The 23,987-nt window shown below is 59.2% G+C and carries 14 protein-coding genes; all 14 read right to left on the bottom strand.

Annotation, left to right across the window (positions count from 1 at the left end; all coding sequences use genetic code 11):
- Positions 1 to 33 precede the first annotated feature (33 nt).
- Positions 34 to 1,257, bottom strand: a complete 1,224-nt coding sequence (locus ACFQZG_RS07080; protein WP_378150861.1) for an enolase C-terminal domain-like protein — start codon at positions 1,255 to 1,257, stop codon at positions 34 to 36.
- A gap of 25 nt (positions 1,258 to 1,282) precedes the next feature.
- Positions 1,283 to 4,492, bottom strand: a complete 3,210-nt coding sequence (locus ACFQZG_RS07075) for a glycosyl hydrolase family 28-related protein (protein ID WP_378150860.1) — start codon at positions 4,490 to 4,492, stop codon at positions 1,283 to 1,285.
- 68 nt (positions 4,493 to 4,560) lie between these two features.
- Entirely contained in the window at positions 4,561 to 6,123 is a 1,563-nt protein-coding gene (locus ACFQZG_RS07070) for an extracellular solute-binding protein (protein ID WP_378150859.1), read from the bottom strand.
- Between the two features lie 95 nt (positions 6,124 to 6,218).
- A complete protein-coding gene (locus ACFQZG_RS07065) occupies positions 6,219 to 8,588 on the bottom strand; it encodes a glycoside hydrolase family 95 protein (protein ID WP_378150858.1) in 2,370 nt (789 codons plus the stop codon).
- A gap of 78 nt (positions 8,589 to 8,666) precedes the next feature.
- On the bottom strand, positions 8,667 to 10,043 hold the full coding sequence (locus ACFQZG_RS07060) for an ABC transporter substrate-binding protein (protein WP_378150857.1): 1,377 nt from the start codon (positions 10,041 to 10,043) through the stop codon (positions 8,667 to 8,669).
- A gap of 143 nt (positions 10,044 to 10,186) precedes the next feature.
- On the bottom strand, positions 10,187 to 11,176 hold the full coding sequence (locus ACFQZG_RS07055) for a carbohydrate ABC transporter permease (RefSeq protein WP_378150856.1): 990 nt from the start codon (positions 11,174 to 11,176) through the stop codon (positions 10,187 to 10,189).
- Complete coding sequence (locus ACFQZG_RS07050) at positions 11,173 to 12,069, bottom strand: carbohydrate ABC transporter permease (protein WP_378150855.1); 897 nt, start codon at positions 12,067 to 12,069, stop codon at positions 11,173 to 11,175. The genes ACFQZG_RS07055 and ACFQZG_RS07050 overlap by 4 nt, the downstream gene beginning before the upstream one ends.
- Positions 12,066 to 14,255 (bottom strand): DUF5696 domain-containing protein, encoded by a 2,190-nt coding sequence (locus ACFQZG_RS07045; protein ID WP_378150854.1) that lies wholly within the window; start codon positions 14,253 to 14,255, stop codon positions 12,066 to 12,068. The genes ACFQZG_RS07050 and ACFQZG_RS07045 overlap by 4 nt, the downstream gene beginning before the upstream one ends.
- A gap of 31 nt (positions 14,256 to 14,286) precedes the next feature.
- Positions 14,287 to 16,302: a YIP1 family protein gene (locus ACFQZG_RS07040; protein WP_378150853.1), complete on the bottom strand. Its 2,016-nt coding sequence runs from the start codon at positions 16,300 to 16,302 to the stop codon at positions 14,287 to 14,289.
- Positions 16,303 to 16,330: 28 nt separating this feature from the next.
- Positions 16,331 to 17,200 carry a carbohydrate ABC transporter permease gene (locus ACFQZG_RS07035; RefSeq protein WP_378150852.1) on the bottom strand — a complete coding sequence of 290 codons (870 nt, stop codon included), beginning with the start codon at positions 17,198 to 17,200 and terminating at the stop codon, positions 16,331 to 16,333.
- Positions 17,201 to 17,204: 4 nt separating this feature from the next.
- Complete coding sequence (locus ACFQZG_RS07030; protein ID WP_378150851.1) at positions 17,205 to 18,179, bottom strand: carbohydrate ABC transporter permease; 975 nt, start codon at positions 18,177 to 18,179, stop codon at positions 17,205 to 17,207.
- Positions 18,176 to 21,124 (bottom strand): extracellular solute-binding protein, encoded by a 2,949-nt coding sequence (locus tag ACFQZG_RS07025; RefSeq protein WP_378150850.1) that lies wholly within the window; start codon positions 21,122 to 21,124, stop codon positions 18,176 to 18,178. The genes ACFQZG_RS07030 and ACFQZG_RS07025 overlap by 4 nt, the downstream gene beginning before the upstream one ends.
- Positions 21,121 to 22,251, bottom strand: a complete 1,131-nt coding sequence (locus ACFQZG_RS07020; RefSeq protein WP_378150849.1) for an ABC transporter ATP-binding protein — start codon at positions 22,249 to 22,251, stop codon at positions 21,121 to 21,123. Before ACFQZG_RS07020 ends, ACFQZG_RS07025 begins: the two co-directional genes overlap by 4 nt.
- A 193-nt stretch (positions 22,252 to 22,444) precedes the next feature.
- Positions 22,445 to 23,983 (bottom strand): extracellular solute-binding protein, encoded by a 1,539-nt coding sequence (locus ACFQZG_RS07015; protein WP_378150848.1) that lies wholly within the window; start codon positions 23,981 to 23,983, stop codon positions 22,445 to 22,447.
- Between the last annotated feature and the right edge of the window lie 4 nt (positions 23,984 to 23,987).

Genomic DNA, 23,987 nt, shown 5'->3' with positions numbered 1-23,987 from the left:
TCTGTCTATCTCTATATCTATCTACCTATCTCTCTATGGCCTGACGACCGTGCCGTCCAACTTGCGATCGAGCGGATACGGACGGTGGTACTTCGCCTTGCTCCAGCCTTCTTCGAGCAAGCCGGCGGCCAGCGCTTCGTCGATGTCGATGCCGAGGCCCGGCTTGTCGTTGACGTACAGGTAGCCGCCGCGGCGCTCGATGATGCCCGGGAACGCCTCCCGCTCCTGCGGGCGAAAATGATTGATCTCCTGGATCCCGAAGTTCCACACGGCCATGTCCAGATGCACCGCCGCCGCTTGGTTGACGGGATCGTTCTCCCCGCCCTCCTGCCACGCCGTACGCACGCCGTACATTTCGGCGAACGCGGCGATTTTGCGGCAGGCGGTAATGCCTCCCGCCTTCGACACCCGCATCCGGACGAAGTCGATGAGCCGCTCCTGTACGAGCATCTGCCACTCCTGCGGATTGACGAACAGCTCGCCGACCGCCTGCGCCGTCGCGCTCTGCTGGCGCAGCTGGCGATACCAGCCGATATGCTCGGGCGGCAGCACGTCCTCGAGATAGAACAGGCCGTACGGCTCGAGCCGCTTCGCCAACTGAATCGCGATGATCGGCGACAGATGCTCGTGCACGTCGTGCGTGAACTGCACTTCTGGGCCGAACGTCAGCCGCAATTGCTCGAACATCTTCGGAATGGCCGCAAGGTACGTATGCTCGTCGAACACCGAATCCGTCTTCCAAGCGTTGTCCGGTATGCTCGCCTCGCTGCCCTTGCGGAAACCGCCGCCTCCGTATCCTCCCAACTGAGCCCGGACGACCGTATAGCCTTCGTCGACGAACCGGTGCACGTCCTCGGTCAACTCCGCGATATCGCGTCCGCCCGCGTGCCCATAGCACGCGACCGCTGACCGCGAAGCGCCGCCGAGCAACTGATACACCGGCATGTTCGCTTCCTTGCCCTTGATGTCCCACAGCGCCATGTCGATGCCGCCGATCGCCGTCTGCAGGAGCGCGCCGTTGCGCCAATAGCCGCTCAGGTTCATCGTGTTCCATAGATCCTCGATGCGCGAAGCGTCGCGTCCGATAATGACCGGCGCGAGCAACTGCTCGATTATCTGGACGACCGCCTCCGGATTGTACATGTCGGACGCGGAGCCGATGCCGTACAGGCCGTCCTGGTCCGTCATGACCTTCACGATCGTCCAGCAGCCGTCCCTTCTCGTTCGAATACATTTAACGCCCGTTATGATCGCCATGATGGCTGGTCAGTCCCTTCGTCCGTTATTTCTTCGCGACGTCCGCCCCGACGAGCGCGCCCGGCTTCGAATCGTCGTCGAAGTAAAGGCCGCCCTTGGAGAAGTTGTTCGTCACGGTCAGCTTGCCGATGCCTTCTCCCGCATAGACGTGGGTACCCGGCTGGAGGAAATACGAATTGTACAAGCTCGCCTCGCCGCCGACCGCGTTAATGCCGCGAATGCCGATCGCGACGAAGTTGCCTTGCTGCATCGTGAACTTGCCGGCCTTAATGTCGATGCCGCGCGAAGGATCGCCCCACATCGACGTATTGAACATCGTCACTTCCGAATCGAACGTCTCGCCGATCGTGACGTACACCTTGTCCGTCGAGCTCATCGAGACGAGCTCCGTGTTGATGAACGTCAGCCCTGCAGGTCCGGCCGCGTCGACGGCCAACCCTTTCTTGCTGCCGTCCGTGCCGTGCCCGATGACGATCGCCTCGGGCTTCCCGCCGCTCGCCGAAGGCGCGAAGTGGATGCCGTACAGCGAGCCGTAGACGAACGTGTTGAAGAACGTCTGTCCCTTGACGTCGTCGATGCGGAACGCGTCCAGATTCTCCTTCTGGTACGACCAGATCCGGTCGAAGTCGCCGTCTCCCGGTTTGTTCGGATAGTTGTTGCGCGCCGCGTAGTGCGGGTTGAACTGGACGTTGCGCACGAAGCCGCCGGTCGCCCCGCCGCCCACGTAGATGCCTTCCTTCAGCGGAGAGCCCGCGACGTAATCGACGTAGTGTCCGCTCGTGTCGTTCGTCCCGAAGTCGATGCCTTGGTACGAGTTGACGAGCGTCGTGTCGATGGCGTACACGCCGTGCCCCGTTCCCCGGATCGTCCAGGCGTACGGCTTAATCGCCTTCCAGTCCTGCTTGTCGTAATAGATATTGATGCCTCGGATGCCCGCGTTCGCTTCGAGCGTAATGAACGGCGTTCCCGACGCGTCGTTCTCCCCGACGTTCGTGAAGAGGACGCTCCCCCCGCCGATCGTATGGTGCGGAACGTCCCACGAACCCCGGATCTCTACGCCCGCCGGCACCGTTAACGCCTGCTCGATCCTGTACTGCCCCGCCGGGAAGTACACCGTCCCCCCGCCCGCGACGCCTGCGTCCGTCAACGCTTTCTTCACGGCCGCGGATACGTCCGTCGCGCCGGTCTTGTCCGCGTTGTACGGCGCTTCCGCGACGTTGAACAGCAGCGAGTTCGCAGGCTTCGGCCGTTTCGCGATGTCCGTCGCGGCGACGTCCGGCAGCTTCTTGAGCGCGTAAGCCGCGTCCTGAACGACGTCGACCTTCGCCGCGGCGCTCTTGTTCTCGACGTCCAGCTTGCCGCCGTTGCCGGAATTAAGCGCCTTGAGGTTCTTCAGCGCGATGCCCAGCTTCACGTGTCCGGCCGGCTTCGCGAACGTCGTTCCGCCCAGCATCAGCGCGCCGTTGTTGACGAGAATGCCCTTGCCGCCGGCGGCGTCGTTCCAATTCTCGATCGTGCTGTTCTCGAACGAGAACACGCCCGAGCCTTCGTTCACGACCGCGTTCGTCGGATTGCCGCCGACCGTGACCGAATTGAATTGTACGATCGAACGGAAGCTGAGCGCCCCGTAGATCGCCGTCGGGTTGTCGCCGACGTCCGCCTTGAAGCTGCTGTCCGTAACGAGCAAACCGAAGTCGTTCACGCCTTCGATCTTGAGCGCGATATTGGAACGGTCGATATGGATCCGGTAGAACTGCGCGTTCGCCGTCTCCCTCGATTCCCCCGTCCGCATCGTCACGCGCATGCCCGTCTTGAAGCCGGACAGCCGCACGTCCGACATGTATTCCCAGTCGGAGCGTCCCATGACGACGCCTTCCGCGTTCGCCGTCGTATACGCGAATACCGCGTCCTTCGCCGGCGCCCCCGGCAGTCCGGAGTCCGCCCAATAATCCGGAGACAGGCTGATCCCTTCGAGCCTTCCGATGTCGGTCGTGAAATCGAGGAAGATGCCCGTCTTGAGCACCGTGCCATGCAGGTTCTTCACGTAATGAAGCTCGTTCCAGTCCGGTCCGATCTTGATGCCTTCGTACGCGTTGACGAGCGTCACGTTCGCGACGGTCATGCTGTCGCCCGACATCTGCTCGATGCTCCACGGGTACGCGACCGGCTGCGCGAGGCTCTGCTCGGGATACCAGATCGACAGATTCGTGATGCCGCTCGCCTGCTGCAGCATGAACAAGCTGTCGGCGTCGGGCTCGCCCTTGTTCGCGTACGCGGCGATGACGGTGCCTTCGACCTTACCGCCGTCCCATGCGTAGTCGCGGTCTCCCCGCAGCGTCACGCCGGTCGGGATGAACATGCTAGCCGTGATTTTATACGTTCCCGAAGGCAGGAACACGACGCCTCCGCCGTTGCCGCGGGCCGCGTTCAACGCCTTCTGCACCGCTTCGGTATCGTCCGCCACGCCGTCGCCGACCGCGCCGAATTCCTTCGCGTTAATGTCCGCGATAACGACGTCCTCGGACGGATAGTCCGTCTTGTACACCTTCATCTGCGCGTCGACGTTCAGCTTCGGCAGCTTCCGCACCGTTACCGAAGCGATCTTGACGTCCGGATTGTCGGCGTTCGCCCCGCCGCCCTCGACGCCAAGCCGGAAGTCGTCTCCGTTCGCCCGATTGGCGAACTTCGCGTCGGGAAGGAGGAACGTCGTCGTCTTCCACTGCCCGCTGTTCTTGTAGCCGAACAACGGCGCGTCCTTGAACGCCGCCGCTTCTTCCTGCGAATCGTATTGCAGCGTAATCGTGCCGCCGCCTTGATCGAAGTATTCGACCTCGACCTCGACGTCCAGCTCCTTGTTATCGAACAGGAACGAATCGCCGACGTTGAAGTATAGATACAGCGTCCGGTCTCCGTCCGCCGCCTTGTTCGTCTGCCAATAGCCTTTGCCTTCCAGTTCGCCGGTGACGAGTCCGTCGGGATTGTCGCCGGCTCTCGCCGCTAGGTCGCGACCTTCCGCCTTCTCGCCCAGCGCGATGCTTGCTTCGTTCGCCGGCGGCGCCGGGATCGGCGACGCCGAAGCTTCCGCGCCGACCGGCGAAGCGGCCGCGGGATCCGCGCCGTCCGAGCCTCCTCCGCCCGCCGACGCGTATACGATAGCGCCCGCGACGAGTACGGCGGCAATGGCGAAATAAACCGCCAGCTTCCGCTTGCCGAGCTTTTCCATCCATCTATTCATCGCTTTCGTCCTTTTCGGTTGGCTGTAATGTCGAGGAGCCAGCCTCCAAGCGCAAGTCGGCGTCCCCGTTACTTCTTCTTGCCGAGGTATTCGTCGATCTGCCGTTGCACATCCGCGACCACTTTGTCTATTCCGTTCGCCTTCTGCCTGCCGATATAATCCGTCACCGCGCTATCGACAAGGTCGACGCTGCCGAATTCGATCCGCTTGCCATATCCTTCGTAGGTGTCGTCCCGCTTGGCGACCTCGGACCGGATGTTGTCCTCCGTGATGAACAGCCCCGCGAGCGGCGAATCCACGTTCATCGGAAGGCTCGCGAACTTCTCCTCTTCAAGCCAGAAGTTCTTCGAATACCGCTGCGTCGGACGCATGTAATCAGGTTTCCAGAACGCCCAGTTGCCGCCCCACTCCATATAGTTGCTCGTCTGCAGCGTCATGTCTCCGGGATATTCCGCGGTCTCCCCGTTGAGCACGTACGTCTTGCCTTCGATGCCGTAGAGCACGAGGTCGTACAGCACCCGGTCGGTCTCCATCATATCGAGAAAACGAAGCACCCGGTCCGCATGCTCGGAATTGCGATTAATCGCCAGCACGTTGGCCAGCGGCGAACGATTGACGAATCTGGCGTCGGGATAGAGCAAAGACATCTGTTGCCGGAACGTCGGGTCCGAGAAGCCCGGATCGGCGTACGCCCATTCGTGCGACGTGATCGTGAAGAGCGTCTTGCCGTTCTGCCATTGATCGGCTCCGCTCTCCTTGTCGATCAGCACGTCGCGGTTGATGATGCGGTCGTCGTACCATTGCTTCGCCCGCTTGCCCGCTTCCAAGAAGAAAGGCTGCTGCTCGATCGCCCCGACCGTGAAGTTGGGGTCGTCCATGTAATAGCCCAAGCCGTGAAAAGCAAGATCGACCCACTCGTCGCGTACCCAATACAGGGGCAGCGGGGACGTACGGGAAATTCTCGCGTTCGGGTACGCGGCTTTGAGCTCGTAGAGCAGCTTGTCGACGTCTTCCACCGTCTTCACCGCGTCCGGTTCCCGCGTAATGCCCGCTTTCTCGGCGAGGTCGACGCGCCAGCCGGCGTAGAAGCGCTGGTTCATCTTGATCGTCCACGGCAGGCCGACGATATTCCCGTTCACGGTCGCCACGTCGAGCTTGCCGAACTCTTTATATTTGTCGTACAGATTCGGCGCGTACTTCGGCAGCAGCTCGTTAAGCCGCATGTACGAGTCCTTGGCCGCCATCTGGTTGAACGACGTATCGGAATCGAAGTTCATGTCCCACTTGTCTCCGGACGCGGCCATGATGAGCAGCTTGCCGGACAGATCGTTCCAAGGGATGAAGCTGATATTGAACTTGACGTTAAGCCCCTTCGCCTTCACGTAATCGCTGACCCGGGCCCACACTTCGTCCGTGGCCGCCGGCTTCTCGCCGCCGAAGAAGAACTTGAGCGTCACCTCTTGCTCCGCTGCCGCGTTCTTCGCGTCGTTCGCGCTTCCGCTCGGGCCGGCCTTCGTTCGGCCGGAGTTATCGCCGTTACCGTCTCCGCTGCAGGATACCATAAGAAGCAACGCCATTACCGCGAGCATGCACGCGGCGGCGATCGATTGTCCGAACGGTGTTCTTCTCATTGCAACCACTCCCCTTGTCCCGATATCTCCACAATACCGCCGGGACCGACAAAGTCAAGAGAAAGCGCATTCTTCGGACGCGTACCGCGTCCGCGTCAACGTTCGACCGATATTGCGTATTCGCGCCCCGCCTCCGCATGCCAGCGGACCGATCCGTCCCGCTCCCGCGCGATCGGAACGACTCTTCCGCCTTCCGTTACGACGATCTCGCGGCCCGCGTTCACGACGCAGCTGCCGCCGGACCGGGATCTTACGGTCGCTTGCGAGAGCTGGCCCCCTGACCATGAGAGGTCGACCTCGAAGCCGCTCCTCGCCCGGATGCCCGAGATCGATCCTTCCGGCCATGCAGCCGGCAGCGCCGGCAACAGACGGATCGCTCCCGCGTGGCTCTGCACGAGCATCTCCGCGATGCCGGCGGCTCCGCCGAAGTTGCCGTCGATCTGGAACGGCGGGTGGTTGTCGAGCAAGTTCGGCAGCGTCGAATGCGCGAGCAAGGCGACCACGTTATCGTAAGCCTTCTCTCCGTCTTCCAGCCGCGCCCACATGTTGATGATCCATGCGCGGCTCCAGCCGGTATGGCCGCCGCCGTGCGCGAGCCGCCGTTCGAGCGTCGTCCGCGAAGCGGCCGTCCATTCCGGCGTCTCTTGTACGGTGAATCTCGTGCCCGGATGCAGCGCGAACAGATGCGAGATGTGCCTGTGTCCGGGCTCGGCTTCCTCGTAATCTTCCATCCATTCGAGCAATTGCCCGTGCTTGCCGACCGCCGGCTGCGGAAGCTTGCTCCTCAACCGGGCAAGCGTCCCGGCGAATTCGCCGTCCTCGCCGAGCGCGTCCGCCGCGATAATGCACGCCGAGAACAGCTCGTGCAGAATCTGGCTGTCCATCGCCGGGCCCTGGCACAGCACGCCAGACTCGCCGCCCGGCAGCACGTACGTGTTCTCCGGAGATACGGAAGGTGACGTGACGACATGGCCGTCCGGCGTCTCGACGAGGAAGTCGACGAAGAACGCCGCCGCCTCCTTCAGCGTCGGGTACGCCCGTTCCAGGAACGCGCGATCGAGCGAATAGGCGTAATGCTCCCACAGATGCAAGCTCAGCCACGCAGCTCCCATCGGCCAGTACGTCGAGGGCATGTAGATGTCCTGCGGCGCGGTGTCGGCCCAGATATCCGTATTGTGGTGGGCGACGAAGCCTCCGCAGCCGTACATCGCCTTCGCCGTAACCCTTCCCGGCTCGCGCATCCGCTCGAGCAGGTCGAACAGCGGCTCGTGGCATTCCGCCAGGTTGCCGGACTCCACGGGCCAATAGTTCATCTGCGTATTGATGTTGATCGTATACTTGCTGTCCCACGGCGGCAGCATCTTATCGTTCCAGATGCCTTGCAGGTTCGCGGGCAGCGAGCCGGGCCGGCTGCTGGAGACGAGCAGATAGCGTCCGAATTGATAGTAGAGCGGGATGAGCGCGAGATCGGAAGCGCCGTCATGGACGCGCTTCAGCCGCTCGTCGATCGGAAGCGATTCGCAATCGTCCAATGGCGCCGAGTCCGCCCGATCCGCCACTCCCGACGACAGACGGAACGAGACGCGATCCATAAGCGATCGGAAGTCCGCGACGTGGCGCGCCTTGAGCGTCTCGTAATCTAGCTTCGAAGCCGCATCGACGGCGCGAAGCGCTTCCGCTTCCGGATCCGCGTGGCGGAACGACGTCGCCGCCGCGATAAACAGCGTCACGCTGTCGGCGCCTTCGACCAGCAGCGTCTCGCCGATGATCGAGACGCTGCCGCCCGCCGCGACAGCGCGGACGACCGCGCGGAAGTCCGAGCCGCCCGCGCCGCCGCAATTGCCGCGCATGACGAGCGTCGAAGCGTCCGTTCTTCCGATCCCGTCGTAATACCGGTTCGAACCGCGCGTCAGCCGCGCCTTCAGCGAGATGCCGCCCGCCTCCGGCCCCGCCGGGCACGTCAGCCGAACCGCGATGACGCCGTCGGGGAAGCTCGCGAACGTTTCCCGTTCATACCGGACGTCCCCCGCGAGATAAGAGACGCGGGCGATCCCGTCGGACAAGTCCAACGCGCGGCTATAATCCGATATATCTCCCGGCGCCAGACGCAGGCCGATCGACAGATCGCCGAGCGGCATATAATGCCGCTGCGATTCCGGCACGCCGGACAGCGCCATCGCCGCGAGCTCCTGCGCCTCGCGCAGCCGCCCTTCCGCGATCAAATCCCGGATTCGGCCGACGTATGCCAACGCGTCCGGGTTGTTCCGGTCCGACGGTCCCCCGTACCAGACGCTGTCCTCGTTGAGCGCGAGCCGCTCTCTTCGCGGATCCCCGAATACCATCGCGCCGAGTTTGCCGTTGCCGATCGGATGCGCTTCTTCCCATGCTCCCGCCGGCCGGCCGAAGCGAACGACGCCCGCGCCGCCGCATTGTTGCCTCTGTTGTCCTATCGCTTCAGCGAACATCGTCTTTCTCCACCTTCCGTGTCGTCTAAGCAGGCCAAAAGGGGCGGATCAACGCTATCCGCCCCCTCCGTCTTTCTCTTACTTAAGCGCCGCGCGCAGCTCGAGCGTACGCTTGTTCCACGTTTCCGTCGCCGGCGCGATCAAGCTGAAGTCCGGCTCGTCGCCCGTGATCATTTGGTTGCCCAAGTTGTTCCATTGGTACTCGCCCCATCCGGGAATCGTAACGCCCGGTTGGATTTTCGCTTCTTTTTTCGCGATTTGTACGGCTTCGAAGTTTTTGCCTTTCCACATTTCCGTTTCCGCGTAGTAAGCGTCGATAGCCGGATCGATGATCGACGCGTTCGCGCCTTGGTCGATTTTCCACTTTTGCGCTTCTTGCGTGAATTGGAAGCTCAGCCACAGGAACGCTTCTTCTTTGTGTTTGGAACCTGCGAGCAAGGCGAGCGGACCGTAGATCGTGTAACCGGCCTGGCTGACTTTGCCTTTCGGGAACGGCAGAACGTCCCACTCGAACGGCGCGCTTTCTTTCAGCTTAGGCAGTACCCAGTCTCCGCCGATCGCGAAGCCCGTCTTGCCGTTGATGAACTCGTTCACGAGGTTGCCTTGCTCGGCGGCCTTCGTGTTGTTCAGCATGGAGCCGTCTTTCGTTACGAACTCGGACAGCCATTTGATGTCGTTGATGACGTCAGGCTCGCCCATTCTGGATTGCGTCAGGTCGGCGTTCATGTAGTTCAGGTTGTCCGCGTGGCCGTCCGCGACGGCTTTCGTGGAGAGCAACCGCATTTGCCATTCAGGCTGCGTCGTCAAGCCGTACTCGCCCGCATCCGGGTTCGTCAGCTTCTTCGCGACTTCGCGGAAGTCGTCGTACGTCCAGTCGTTCGGCGGCAGATCAAGACCGTTCTTGGCGAGCAGGTCTTTGTTGACGAGAATCCACATCGGTACGTCTACCATCGGCACCGCGTACTTCTTGCCGTTGATCGACATCGTATCGAAGAAGCCCTCAGGAAGCGTTACGGATTGCATGATCGGATCTTTGTCGATGTAAGGCGTCAGTTCTTCGACGAGACCGTTCTGTTGGAACGCGATCAGGTCTTGGTCGATTTCCGTAACGTCGGCAGGCGTGCCGGCGGCTTCGAGCGTCGCGATGATTTCCATGATCGGTTGGCTGTTGACCGGAATTTGCTCGATCGTGATCCAAGGGTATTTCTGATGGAACAGTTCGTAGAGCGGGTTGTACGTGTCTTTCCAGGAGATGAACTTGAGCGTGACCGGCTCTTTGTCCGCCGGCGCGCTTGCCGATTCGGACGGCGTTGCGCTCGTCGTCTCGGACGGCGACGCGCTGCCGCTCGGGCTGGCGTTGCCGCCGTTGTTGTTGTTGCCGCCGCAAGCGGACAGCACGAAAGTCATCATAAGGACGATACTGAGAATCCATGCGAATGAACGTTTGTTTTTCACTGTATTGCCTCCCCTAATAATGTGGTTTCCTCGTCTTGCCGAATAATCGATTGCCAATGGATCGTCAAGCAGAAAACGATGCGCCTCGCGGCGTCTTTTCTGCCATCACCTCCCTTACAGAATGTACGGCTCCGCACGATGGACTACTCGACGAGTCCCGTTCTCTCGATGCCGGTGACGAACCACCGCTGCAAGAACATGAAGACGATGATCGGCGGCAAGATGATCAGGAACGCCGCGCCCATCTTGGCGCTCTCCGTCGCCGGATTAATATCGTTCAGGTTCTTCTGCCCGAGCAAGGACGGGTTGAGCACTTCTTCCAGCCGGTCGAGTCTGATCGATAGCGGCGTGAAGTCGTTCGCGAGGAACATCGACGGCTCGTAATACAAGTTCCAATACCAGATGAACGAGAACAGGAAGACGACCAAGCAAGCGGACCGGGCGAGCGGCAGCATGATGCGGAAGAACAACCGGAACGTCGACGCGCCGTCGAGCTTCGCCGCTTCCTCCAGGCTGATCGGCTGCGCCTTGAAGAATTGCCGGAAGATCAGGATGAACAACGCGCTCTTCACCCCTTGCCCGAATATCGCCGGCACGAGGAATACCCAGATCGTGTTCAGAAGGTGAAGCTTGCTGTAGATGATGTACAGCGGAATGACGATAATTTGCGGCGGCAACAGGAACGTGAGCAAGACGAACGCGGTAATGACCCCTTTGAACGGTACCGACAGCTTCGCGAGCGCGTATCCGGTTATCGCGCAGATGAACACTTGGACGACCGAGCAAGTGATGGCCAGCAGCGCGGTATTCTTAAGCGCTTCCTGATACTGCAAGCCTTTGATCGCATCCTGCATGTTCACCCAAGTCACGTCCCGCGGAATCAGTCCGACGGTCGGGTCGAGCAAGTCGCTGAGCGGCTTGAGCATCGTGCTGACCATATAGAGCAGCGGCTGCAAGTAGAGATAGGCGACGATCGACAGCAGCACGTAGAGAATCAGCTTGGCGATCAAGCCGTCCGAGACGTTGCGGCCGAGCAGGAATACTTTGATTCGCTGCGCGGTCCGGCTCCAGAGCAGGCTCTTGACTTGCCTGCTCACCTTCATGGCCCTCTCGGTCCACACTTCGGTACTCATGAACGAGCCCTCCTTCTATTCATGCTTCGGCTGAAGAACCACATGACGATCGCGATCAGGACGAAGATGAAGGCGAAGTAGATCCAGGCAAGGGCATTCGCGTATCCGTAACCGGTTTCCAGCTTGATCATGTTCGACTTGATGTGCGCGAGCACCGGGTTTAACGGGAAAGTGAACAGGTCGATGATCGTGTACAGGACGTTCAAGCTAATGAACGGAACGCTCGCGGGCAGCGTGATTTTCCAGAAGCTGTCCCACGGCGAAGCGCCGTCGATGCGGACCGCTTCGTAGATCGAAGGCGCGATCGTCTGGAAGCCCGCGATGAAGATCAGTATCTGCACCCCGGAATACCAGAGAATGAGAACGGCTTTGCCGAGAACCGCCATGACGGTGTCCGCGGCTTCCCGGCCCACGTAATCCTGAATAAGCGGCCCGAGATTGTATTGCTCGATGAACGGAATATCGCCGGCGCCTTGGTTGAACAGCTCGTTGAGCACCTGTCCCGTCGCGAAGATGACCGGCAGGAAGAACAGCGCCCGATAGATGAAGCGGCCGGGCAGCCTCTGATTCAGCATGAGCGAGATCAATAGCGCGAAGATGACGATAATCGGAATCATGAGCAGCATTTGTTGGAAGTACGTAATGAGCTCGATCGGGAAAATGTTGTCCACGACGAAAGCGTCCTTGAAGTTCTGGAGCCCGATCCAGTCGTACTCGAAGCCGCCGGGTCTGATCGAGACCTTGTTGAACGACATGTACAGGGAATACACGACCGGATAAGCGACGAACGCGCAAAATCCGATGAACCAAGGAAGCATGAACAGCATGCCGACCCCGTATTGCTTGCCGAAGAACAGGAGTCTCTGTCTTCTTGCGTTCAGCGGCTTGTTCATGCGCCTCCCCCTCCTTCGACTTCGAACGTCAGCTTGTTATAGTCGACGACGACTCTCGTGCCGTCCTCGTAGGTCGTTGCGAACACCTTCTCGGACAGCTTCTCGTGACCGACGATCTTCTGCGAATACAGCTTCGAGAGCTTGTCGAATTGTTGGTATTCGACGCCGATGCGGTCGGCCCACTTGGCGAAGTGGCTGCTCCACAAGCCCCATTCCGTGTTCTTGAGCTTGCGCGCTTCGTCGTGGGTCAGGAAGTACGACGGCAACGCTCCGTATTCGATCGCCTTCAGGAACTCCTCTTCCACGTCGTTGCGGAAGTTGCCCTCGTCGAACGTGTACGGCACGAAGCCGTGCACGACGATCGGATAGAACGGCACGGCTTCGTCGATCATGAAGTCGTAGCTCTTGTCGTACGGCAGATTGTCGATGAACGTCACGTCGGACAACGAATAGGCGTTGCCTCTCCATACGCTGGCTTTGCCGAGCGTCTCCCGCGTGTAATTCAACAACCCTTGATAGATGTCGATCGTCTCGCCGCGCGATGAGATCGCGCCCGGATCGTAATCGTTGAACACCATCTCTCCGATCCAGTTGTAATGAACGCCCGACGCTCCGATTTCCTTAAGCTTCCGGATGGCCTTGTACGCCATGTCGACCGTCCTCGCCGGCTTGCTCAAGAACCAGTTGTCCATGTCCACGAAGGTCGTGCCCTCGATGCCCCGAATGCCGCTCGTGCTCGGCGAGAGCGACGTCGTATCCGTATTCAGCCACACGAAGTCGTCGTAGAACGATACCGGGATGTTGCTCTCCTTCATCTCGGAGATGAACCGTTTCGCCGCGGACGCGCCGCCGAGCTTCGACTCGATCGGGAACCGGTTGTCGGTCTCGTAACCGCCCAGGTTCTGCCATCCGAAGTAGACGACCTCCATGTTCGCGACGCCCTTCGCTTGCAGGTCCTTGACCATCTCGGTCGCTTGCGCGAACGTCGTGGCCGGGATGTACTTGATCTGGTTGTACTGCTCCGCGGCGCTGCCGCCCAGAATCTTCAGATAGAGAGGGATGTGCGCGACGGGCTCGAGTTGCTTGCCTATGCCTCCGGTTTCCGTCAAGTAATCGCGGTAGGCGTCCGCCATGCCCACGTAGCCGGCATCCTTGCCGCTTATGAATCTGAATTCCAGCTCGCGGTCGGTCTGCAACCGGTCCTTTTGCACGGCTTTGACCGGTACCGATTTTTTGCTGCGGAAGTACAGGTAGTCCTCGCGATAGATCTGATTGGAGAACGCGTTGTAGAACATCGACGTAATGCCCGGCGGATTCGCCGCGATTCTCGCGGAGTCCGCGCCCTTCGTCAGAATCGCGACGAAGGCGTTGTCCCCGTTCTTCACGCCGTACACCGGATAGGTGATATTCTCGCGGCGTTCGCCGGAACGGGAGAAGTTGTTCATGTTCGTCGGCTCGAGGCCGTACACTTGGTGCAAGTAGCCTCTGGAGATGTCCGAACGCTTCGCGTCGAACTTCACGAGTCCGCCCGGACCGTCCGGCAAGAAGATATAGCCGTCCTCGCCTGCCGCCGCGGCTCCGAAGTATGGCAACAGATCGAGTGTGAAGACGATGAAGTTGCCCTCTTCCTTGATGCCGTCCGTCGGCACGCGAACCTTGAGTCCGCTTGGCGTCAGCTCGTATTGGATCGCGAGCCCGAGCTTAAGATCCGGGTAGTCATACGCGATTTGCAAGCCCGCATCCGTCTTGACCATCGATACAATTACTTTCTTCTCGAACGAATTGACGGTTTTGCGGATCGTCTGGTCTTTGCCTCCGGTCGTTACGTACGTCAGCACGAACGTGGATTGCAAATTCGCGAGCGGAAGGCCTTTGACCGTCTCGTTCGCCAGTTGCTCCTGCGTCGGGTTACTCGTCCAGCGATAGCCCGAGGCCTTGTCGACGAGCGCGATCTGCGTATTGTCCGGACGTACGTAGAACGTATAACGGTCGTTCTCGAGCGCTTTGGCGAAGCCGTCCGCTTCCGCGGCCGGCTTCCAAGCTTCTCCCGTATACAGCGGGGCATGCTCGTTAACCGGCTCGGCGATGCCGGCTTTCGCCAGCGCTTCCGCGAGCGGCGTTTCGCCTCCGCGAGTGAAGAACAGCAAGAGGATGACGGCGACGACGATAACGGCGGTTGCGATCAACTTTACGCGAAGGGATAGTCGCTTGATGAAGTTAACGATAGGTACTCACCTCTTTGTAAAGCTGGTAGAAGAAGTCGTACAAGTTGTACGAGAGTCCGAAGATAATGAATCCGAACAGCCATATCGTGGCGATCGTGAACACGGTAATCGCCGAATTCTTGATCGTCTCCACGAACTCGAAGTTGTGGATGACTTGCGTCATGACGAAGAACATAACGGCCATCCAGATATACATCACCGATGTAAGCGACGTAATGAGCACGCTCTCGTCCAGCGACAGCACGTTCGACAGAATCAGGATCGGCACCGAGAAGACGATGTACGGCGCGAGAGCGTACGTACTGCCTTGTATGACTTCCCGGAACTTGCCTTCGCCGTCCTTGATGCTGCACACGAGGTAGTTCGCGATAATCCACGTAATCCATGGCAAGACGAAGAACAGGAGATTGTTGTATACGTTGATCAGCTTCAGGTTAACCGGATTGAACAGGAAGCCGGTCCAGTAGATGGTCATGATCTTCATGACGACGACCGCGGCCAGGAGCAGAATGATGATCCATGGAGCGACCCGCGCTTCCTTCATGCGATAGAACCCTTCGTACGGATGGAACATGACGTAGAAGAAGTTTTTCAAATCCGCGATCGGCCGATTCAATGATTCCGGCAACGGCTTGCGCTGCAGTACTTGGCGAATAACGCGCGGGATGTATCTCAAGAGCAGATAGAAGACGACGATGCCGACGAGCAAGCCGATGAAGTTGTCTTGCAGCCAGACGAGCCGAAGCTCCCAGAACGCTTTCGAATACCCTTTCGTATCGAACGCTTCCTTCATGAAGTCGAGCGCCTTCTCGTTGTCCTGCTCCTCCAAGTACACTTTGCCGAGCCCTTCGTAGGTGCCGGTGAACATCTCGTTGCGGTCGTATACGCGTTCCCAGTACGGCTTGCTCTCCTCGTATTTGCCGTCGTTGTACAGCACGAGCGCCTTCATGACGTCGTTGCCGAACTCGGTGCGGTAGAACTTGTGAATCGTCTTCGTGCCGCTGTCCGCGACCCAGATGTTGTCCTTCGAATCGATTCCGAGGCTGGTCGGGAATCCGAAGACGCCGTATTGCTGCGTGTTGACGTCCGTGGATCCGAAGGAGAACAGCGCGTCGCCTTTCTTGTCGAAGATGGTGACGCGGCCGAAATCTTGGTCGACGTTATACAGGAAGCCGTTCTCGTCGATCGAGACGTCCTTGACGCCGTGGCTGTTCTGGAAGTCGCGGCCTTTGAAGCCGTCGACGCCGCCGGCGTTCAGCTTCCGCATCGCCGCTTTGCCGAAGTCGCCGCCCGTCGACGTGTAGATGAAGCCGTCGCCGTCGATCGAGACGTTCGCGATCGGCTTAGGTAAATTCGGCTCTTCCTTGGCGAGTTGTTCCTTGTTCAGAATGAGCTTCTTCAGCCAGTTCAGAAGCGAATCCTGAGCCTTGTTCGCCCCGAAGTAACCCATGAATTGTCCCTCTGGACCGAGACGAACCAAGCCCTGATAGGACGAGTTCATATTGATGTACATGACGCCGCGTCGGTCGACGACGAGCTTGATCGGCACGAAATGCTCCGTGGCCATTAAGTCCGTCTCCGGCTTCTTGTATTCCCGGACGAACGTGCCGTCCGCCGAGAATACCGCGATCCGTTGATTGCCGGAGTCCGCGACGTAGATCGTGCCTTCCGGCGTGACGAACACTCCCTCCGGCGAGCTGAGCGATCCCGGGCCCTCTTCGGCGCTGATCGTCTGAATCAGCTTGCCGTCGTTGTCGAGCACGTAGATCGCGTCGTGGCCCTTATCGGCGACGTATACTTTGTCGTCTTGGCCGATATGCAGATCGACGGGCTCTCCGAACTCGCCTCCGTAGGCGGCTTCCGGCTTGTAGATCGCCTGAATGCCCATCCATAGGGATTGGTTCACGTCGAAGTAGGAGGTTCGATAAGGGAGCTGCGCGTAAGTCGTGCTTGGCGCGGCCAACCCTATCATCACTGCCAGAAGCAGGAGAACGAGCAATCTCTTCATTGTTCCGACTTCCTTTGCTGGAGGTGAATTACTTGATTCCGGAATGGACCATCGTCTCGAGCACGCGCCGTTGGAACAACAGGAAGATGATCAAGTTCGGGATGAACATCAGAAGTCCGGCCGCCGCCGCGATATTCTGACCCGCTACGTTGTTCTGAAGTCCGGTCACCAAGGTGTTAACGTAGAACGCGAGCGTACGCATCGTTTCTTCCTGCATGAACAAGGTCGACGTCTCCACGTCCCCCCACACGCCTTGGAACGTGAAGATAGAGATCGTCGCGATCGCGGGTACCGATAACGGCAGCACCATTCGCCTGAATATTCCGAACTGGCTGGCGCCGTCGATCTTCGCCGCCTCCAGCAGCTCGTTCGGAATTTGGGAGATGAAGCCGATGAGCATGAACACCGCCAGAGGCGACGCAAGCGCCGGCAGGATGTGCCCGAAGTACGTATCGTTGATGTGCAAACCGCTGATGATCAAGTATCTCGGAATGCTGACCGTTTCCGGCGCGAACATCAGGGATAGCGTAATCAGCGACAAGATGAGTCCCTTGAAGTGAAAGCTGAATTTCGCCAGCACGTACGCGGCCATCGTACTGATGACGATCACGCTGACGAGCGTCAATCCGGCGATCAGAATGCTGTTGAACAAATACCGCGTGAACGGCACCGTCGAGTTGTTCGCGTGAAGGAACAACAGCTCGAAGTTGCGCCCCGACGGGTTCTGCACCCAGAACCGCGGCGGGAACAGGAAGAGCTCGTTCTGCGGCTTGAACGCGTGGTTCAGAATGAAGATAATCGGCAACGCCATGAAGGCCGCAAGACCGGTGAAGAGCGTAACCAATATGACTTGAAACGCCGTTATTTTGCGAAGCTTGCGCTTAATGTTCGAAATCATCGTTTTACAGCTCCTCCTTCGATCCGAACAGCCGATAGGCGAACCTCATCGCGAAGTAGCTGACGAGCAGCAGCATGACGGATATCGCCGACGCATAACCGAGCTCGAAGCGGATAAAGGCGTAATCGTCGATATGGTTGATGACCAGGTGACCCGCATACTGCGGCGTTACCGGCAAGCCGGTGAGCTGGGTAGAGATGCTGCCCGCCTTCAGCGTCGTAACGATCGTCATGACGGCGCTGAACAACATCTGCGGCTTCATGGACGGAAGCGTAATATAGAACACTTCTTGCAGGCGGTTGGACACGCCGTCGATGCGGCCGGCTTCGTACAGCTCGCGGTTAACGGTCTGCAAGCCGGCGAGCATCGCGAGGAAGCCGACGCTGAAGCTGATCCAGAGCGAGACGAGAATCATGACCTTCATCAAATATTCCGGCTGCTGCAGCCAAATGATCGGATTGTCGATGAGGCCGAACTTCAGCAGGAACGCGTTGACGTAGCCGACGCGGTCGCCGCTGAATGCCGCGATCCACACGACGGACAAGGCGACCGCGCCCGCCATGGAAGGCGCGTAGAACGCTAGCGTATAATAATCGCGAATCTTGATCGGCAGCTGATGGATGAGCCAGGCGAACAAGAATGCCAGTATATATCCGCCCGGGCCGACGATGAGCGCGAACTTGAACGTATTCGGCAGCGCCTTCGTCAGGAAGACGATGTCCTGCGTGAAGAGCATCAGATAGTTATCGAATCCGATGAACCGGAGCGAGCTGAAGCCGTCGAACGAAGTAAAGCCGAGCGTCGCGGCCATGAAGACCGGGATGACGATGAAGATCATGAAGCAGATCAAGAAAGGCGCGAGGAACAAATAACAGAACGTATCGCGCTTGATTTCTCGGAAAAATCGCGCCAACTTCAACCCAATGCCGGACTGACGTCCGACTTTGGGCAATCCGGGAGAAAGCTCCGTATTCGTCATTGAGGTTCCTCCCATTCGTAAGGTTTCGTAATTTGCGGAATGCCCAGATCGTCGCCGTTACCGATTCCGAAGTCTTCCTGCCTGCGGTTCATTTCCCTCTGGATGGACGTTTGCGCCTTCTCCAGCGACTCCTCCGCGGGCATGCGGTCGAATACGGTACGGTTCCAAGCGAACTCCATTTCGCGGGTAACGTAGTAGTAACCAGGAACGTAAGGCATGTTCTTCGCCCATCTTGCCTGCTCGCGAAGCGCCGTTACGTCTTCGTTCGTCCAAGGCAGCGTCTTCATCGCGTTGACGTTCGCCGTATTCCATCGGAATTCCGGACCGAAGAACGACTCGATGTCTCTGGCATACTGCGCCTGCACTTCATCGGACGTCCACCACTGCAGGAACTTCCACGCGTCGTCTTTGCGATCGCTCTTCTTCATGATCATGCCGGCCGATATGCTCTGCGGCGACCATCTGGCGATTTGACCGTCCGGTTGCTCGATGCCGGGAATGGGCAACATTCTCCAATGTCCCGTTATTTCCGGAGCCGCTACGAGCAGTTGCACGTAGGTATTGAAATCCGCGATCCCGATCGGAATATCGCCGTCGCGGAAGTGCTGGAAGAACGCCGGAATGTCGATTGGAAGATTGAACTTGGCGTACAGGTCGGTCCATCGCTTGAAGGCCGCCATTCCTTCATCCGTCGTCAGCGTGCTCGTCAAACCGTCCTCCGAATAGATCTCGGCGCCGTTCTGGAAGAACATCGTCGCGAAGTCCGCCTTCGGATAATTCATCGTCATGCCGTTCTCTTGCAGCGTGGGCAGGATGTCGAACAAGTCTTCCCACGTTTCCGGAGGTTCCAGATTCAAGCTCTCGAAGATGTCCGTCCGATAGAACAGCATCTGGAAGTTCTCGATTTCCGGCAGTCCGTATACGCCGCCGTCGTAGGCCAATGACCTGGATACGCCCGGAATGAACCGGTTATTCACCTCGTCAAAGCCCGGATACGTCGACAAATCCTCGACCGCGCCGCGCATCGCGTAGTCGACGGGCGTCGCTTCGCCGATGCCGAGCGCGACGTCCGGCACTTCGCCCGCCGCGTTGCCGAGCACGAGCTGGTTCGGGTTCGGCATGAGGCTGATCGTGACGTCGATGCCCGTCTTAGGCGTGAAATCCTGTTCGACCATTTCGCGCAGCAGCTCGGCGTAATCGCGTCCGCGCTGTACCCAGATCGTCAGCGTATCTCCCTTGCGCGCCTTGACGTCGTAGTCCAAGTAGAAGGACCGCGCGAAGTCGGTGATCGCGTAAGGCACGCGGGACAATACCGTCGGCTCCTTGAATCCCGGATCGGTTCCCGGCGTGCGTACGGTAATGAAGTCTAGCAGCAGCGACTGCTGCGTCAGCGTCGTCATCCATGTGCCGATATTGCCCTGAATCGTCGCGAAATTATCGAGCTTATTCGGTATCTCGTCGACGTCGTTGCGAAGCTTTTGGACGATATCGATGGAATTCATGATGCCTTCCGCCAAGTCCGAGTCGATTCCGTTGACGCCGTTAAGATAGTCCCGTATGTCGGACAGGCGCTTGATGAAGCCGTCCAGCTTCGCTTCGACTTGCGGATCGTACTTCTTCATGTCCCACGTTCTCGTCGTGTCCGTGTTCGCGTCGTAGGATTTGACGCTATAGTTGCCCGTCAGAAGCCGTACCTGCCGGTCGTAATCCGCCAGTTGCTGCAGGATGTCCCGGAGCGCGAGCGTAATCGGCTGCAGCTCGGAGGAGTCCGCGGTCATCTTGAGCGAGTGATCGCCCTTCGTCAAATAGAAACGGAACGGTTGATCCTCGCGATCCCGAATGTTTTCGATCGTAAATTCCCTGTTGAAATCCAAGGCGTAGTGCAGCATTTCCCGGAACGGCACCGCGCCGTCGATCTCGATCGTCCGGTAAGCCTTGAACCCGTTGCGGTAGTTCTGGAAAGCCTTCAAGTCGATCTCGTACCAGCCGTCCTCCGGCACGGTCAGCTTCCATTCGACCCACTCGCCCGGGTTGCGCCATCTGCCGCCGCCGAGCGTATTGTACGTAATGCGGCCGTTCGGGGCAGGCGACACGTACGGTTCGGACCAATGCTCCGTCTGAATCATCAAGCTTGATTTGACTTGGAAGTTCTCCGCTTCGACCGATGCGTGCCATTCCGGCTTCTGCGCGAACGCCGGATGCGCCGCCGTGTACTCGGCGTAAGTCATCGGCGCCTGCTTCGGCTTGAACGTCAAAGCTCGAATCGCCACCGAATCTTTGTTGCCGATCAGCCTTACCGTGTGCTTCCCTTGCTCAAGACGGTACAGCAACGGCTCCGACGATACGTTGAAGTCGGTAACCGGCTTATTCGTCCATCGGACGATCTCGACTTGCTCCGAGTGCAGCTGCTGCCCGATCTCGTTGCGGTCGTAAGGATATTTCGCGTCCTTCCACAGACGTTCGAAGTCGACGTTCTGCGACTCGAGGAACGGATACTTGCCATCGATCTGAATGCCCCGGTTGATCGCGCTATTGCCGCCGGGCAAGGGCTTGTAGTCGAGGTACAGCTCGTACCAGCCCGCATTCGGCGCGTCGAACGTCCATTCGACCCAGCCGAAGTCGTTCCGCCATTCCAGCGAAGCGCCGTCCGCGTCGCTAACCGGGGTCAGCTTCGCGTCAGGCGAAGCGCCGGTGTATTCGACCGCGTTCAGCGCGATCGGCGAACCGCCCGCCGCCTCGCCGGCATCCGCCCCGCTCTCCGACATCAGCTTCGCGTAAGGGAGTATCGGGTTCGCATCCTCGTACGCGAACATGTCCGCCGCGGTGAGCGATTGGGCATAGGTGACCGGTTCTCCGCCGTATGCCCAGCGGTAGCCTCCGACCGCCACGATCGCGATCAGCGCGAGCCGGACGGCGATGCGAATCCCTCTCTTCTTGCCGCTCATCCTTCATCTCCCCCGACCGCCAACGATATGCCCGTGTTCTCGTCGAAGAAGTGGATACGGCCCATATGGAAAGCGATTGCGGGTTTATCCTCGTTACGGTACGTGATGCCCGGATCGGTACGCGCGATGATCTTGTGATCGCCGACCGTCATATAGACGTAGCTGTCCGCGCCGGTCACTTCGGAGAATTGCACGACCGCCTGGACGTAATCGTCGCCCTCGTCATGCGGAATGTCCGATTTCATGACGACATGCTCCGGCCGGACGCCGAGCACGACGTTGCGCACCGCCCTGTTCATTCGTTCGATGTTCCGGTCGTGCTCGCGCGGCACGAGCAACTTCATCCGCTTGTTGGAGAAGTAATAGCGTCCGTCTTCCAACGTCAGGCTTCCCGGAATGAAGTTCATCGGCGGGGAGCCGATGAACCCGGCCACGAACTGGTTCGCCGGATGGTCGTACAACTGCTTCGGCGCCGCGACCTGCTGGATGACGCCGTCCTTCATGACGACGATCCGCGAGCCCATCGTCATCGCTTCGACCTGGTCATGGGTGACGTATACCGTCGTCGTCTTCAGATCGGCCTGGATCTTGATCAGCTCGGCGCGCGTCTGCGCCCGCAGCTTCGCGTCCAAGTTGGACAGCGGTTCGTCCATGAGGAACACGGCAGGCTCGCGGGCGATCGCGCGGCCGAGCGCGACCCGCTGCTTCTGGCCGCCGGACAGTTGATTCGGCTTCCGGTCGAGCAGATGGGAGATCTCCAGAATCTTGGCGACCCGGTTGACGCGAAGCTCGATGTCGTATTTCGGCGTCTTGCGAAGCTTCAGTCCGAGCGCGATATTCTCGTACACCGTCAGGTTCGGATAGAGCGCGTAGTTCTGGAACACCATCGCGATATCTCGGTCTTTAGGCGATGTATAGTTAATGAATTTGCCGTCGAGGTACAAATCGCCGCTCGAGATTTCTTCCAATCCCGCCAGCATGCGCAGCGTCGTCGACTTGCCGCATCCGGACGGTCCTACCAGCACGAGGAATTCCCCTTCCTCGATCGTCAGGTGGAAGTCGTTAACGGCCGGGCGCGATTCCCCTTTGTATTGTTTGAACACGTGGTTGAATGTAATGCTTCCCACCCATACTCACCTCTCGTAAAATCTGTTCTGCCAGCTTGAAACCCATGTTACCGTAATGGCTTCCGGGCAAGTAGGAGTGAAAGTTGGCTTTTACAGTCTAAAATTAGCCTCTTCGACAAGCGCCGAAAGAATAGAAAAAACCGCCCGAAATGGACGGTTTTTCCGTGTTTGCATACGATCTTCTAATGTTCTTCTATTCCTTCCGGTAATGCTCCAAATACGCGTCGACTTGACTCTGCGCTTCCGCCAAAATCCGCTTCAATCCGTCGTTATCCTGCATCCGTACGTAGTCCTCGACCGCTTGTTCCGTGCCCGCCGCCGTGCCGAGCTCAAGCGGTCCGCCGTACTGGTTAATCAGCTCGTCGCGCTTCAGCAGCTCGGCCCGGATATTGTCTTCGGAGATGAACAAGCCCGAGATCGGCGAGTCGACGTTGCGGGACTGGATCGCGAATTCCCGTTCCCTGTCCCAGAACCCTTCGCCGTACGTCGGCGTCGGCCGCATGAACTGCAGGCGCCACAGTCCCCACTGCCCGCCCCACTCCATGTAATTGCTCGTCGGCGTGCCCATGCCCTTCGGATAATCGACGGAACCGTCGCCCCGCAGGACGTAAGTCTCTCCCTCGATGCCGTACTGAACGAGATCGTACAGGACGCGGTCCGTCTCCAGCATGTCGAGGAACCGCAGCACGCGGTCCGGATGCTCCGAATTGCGATTGATCGCGACGACGTTCGCCACCGGGCTGCGGTTGACGTACCTCTTATCCGGATAGAGCAGCGAGCTCTCCTGTTCGAACGACGGATCGATGAAGCCCTGGTTCGCGCTGACCCATTCGTGGGATTGCAGCGTGAACACCATGTTGCCCTGCTTCCATAACGTCGCTCCGTCCGCGGTATCGATGCCGGTGTCTTTGTTCAGGATGCCGTCCGCGAACCATTTTCTCGCCATGCGGGCGGACTCCAGGAAGAAGGGCTGCTGCTCGACGGGCAGGATGGTGACGTTCGGGTCGTTCAAGTAGAAGCCCATGCCGTGGAAGCCGATGTCGACCCACTCGTCGCGCAGCATGTAGACGTCCCGGGGCAGCGATCTTGTCAGCTTCGCGTTCGGAAACGCTTTCTTGAGCACGTGGAGGAAGACGTCGAGGTCCTCGATCGTCCGGATGGAATCCGGAGTCGGGTCGATGCCGGCCTTCTTCGTCAGATCCGACCGCCATTGCGCGTAAGGGCGCTGGTTCATCTGGATCGTCCAAGGGAGCGCGGTGATATTGCCGTTCACTTCCGTCGCCTGCAGCACCTTCAACGCTTTGTACTTCTCGTATAAATTCGGCGCGTAGGTCGGCAGCAGCTCGTTCAGCGACATGTACGCCCCGTTCGCCGCCATCTCCCGATACGATTGCCAATCCGCGTCGAAGTTCATGTCCCACTTGCTGCCGCTGGCCGCGAGCACGAGCATTTCCTTCTTGAAGTCGTTCACCGGAATGAACTTCACCGAGAACCGGACGTTCAGTCCCTTGCCCTTCACGTAGTCGCTCACTTTCGCCCATACTTTGTCGGTGGCGGACTTCTTGTCCCCGAGCATGTAGAACGTCAGCGTCACTTCGTCTTCGGGCAGCGAGTAGCTCGGCGCGTCGCTAGGCGCCGCTTCTTTTGTCCCTCGTTCGCAGGAGGCCAGCAGCATGCATCCGATCAGGAGCAGCACCGCCAGCGGGTATCGGCCGAGCTTTAACGTTGCCATTGCG

The organism is Cohnella sp. GCM10027633 (assembly GCF_042675445.1).
Taxonomy (GTDB): Bacteria; Bacillota; Bacilli; order Paenibacillales; family Paenibacillaceae; genus Cohnella.
The sequence above is the reverse complement of the archived record's forward strand: the minus strand, read 5'-3'. Positions and strand labels throughout refer to the sequence as shown.

Coding starts and splice junctions, on each gene's coding strand:
- ACFQZG_RS07080 (WP_378150861.1), bottom strand. CDS start 1,257: ATGGCGATCATAACGGGCGTTAAATGTATTCGAACGAGAAGGGACGGC.
- ACFQZG_RS07075 (WP_378150860.1), bottom strand. CDS start 4,492: ATGAATAGATGGATGGAAAAGCTCGGCAAGCGGAAGCTGGCGGTTTAT.
- ACFQZG_RS07070 (WP_378150859.1), bottom strand. CDS start 6,123: ATGAGAAGAACACCGTTCGGACAATCGATCGCCGCCGCGTGCATGCTC.
- ACFQZG_RS07065 (WP_378150858.1), bottom strand. CDS start 8,588: ATGTTCGCTGAAGCGATAGGACAACAGAGGCAACAATGCGGCGGCGCG.
- ACFQZG_RS07055 (WP_378150856.1), bottom strand. CDS start 11,176: ATGAGTACCGAAGTGTGGACCGAGAGGGCCATGAAGGTGAGCAGGCAA.
- ACFQZG_RS07050 (WP_378150855.1), bottom strand. CDS start 12,069: ATGAACAAGCCGCTGAACGCAAGAAGACAGAGACTCCTGTTCTTCGGC.
- ACFQZG_RS07040 (WP_378150853.1), bottom strand. CDS start 16,302: ATGAAGAGATTGCTCGTTCTCCTGCTTCTGGCAGTGATGATAGGGTTG.
- ACFQZG_RS07035 (WP_378150852.1), bottom strand. CDS start 17,200: ATGATTTCGAACATTAAGCGCAAGCTTCGCAAAATAACGGCGTTTCAA.
- ACFQZG_RS07030 (WP_378150851.1), bottom strand. CDS start 18,179: ATGACGAATACGGAGCTTTCTCCCGGATTGCCCAAAGTCGGACGTCAG.
- ACFQZG_RS07025 (WP_378150850.1), bottom strand. CDS start 21,124: ATGAGCGGCAAGAAGAGAGGGATTCGCATCGCCGTCCGGCTCGCGCTG.
- ACFQZG_RS07015 (WP_378150848.1), bottom strand. CDS start 23,983: ATGGCAACGTTAAAGCTCGGCCGATACCCGCTGGCGGTGCTGCTCCTG.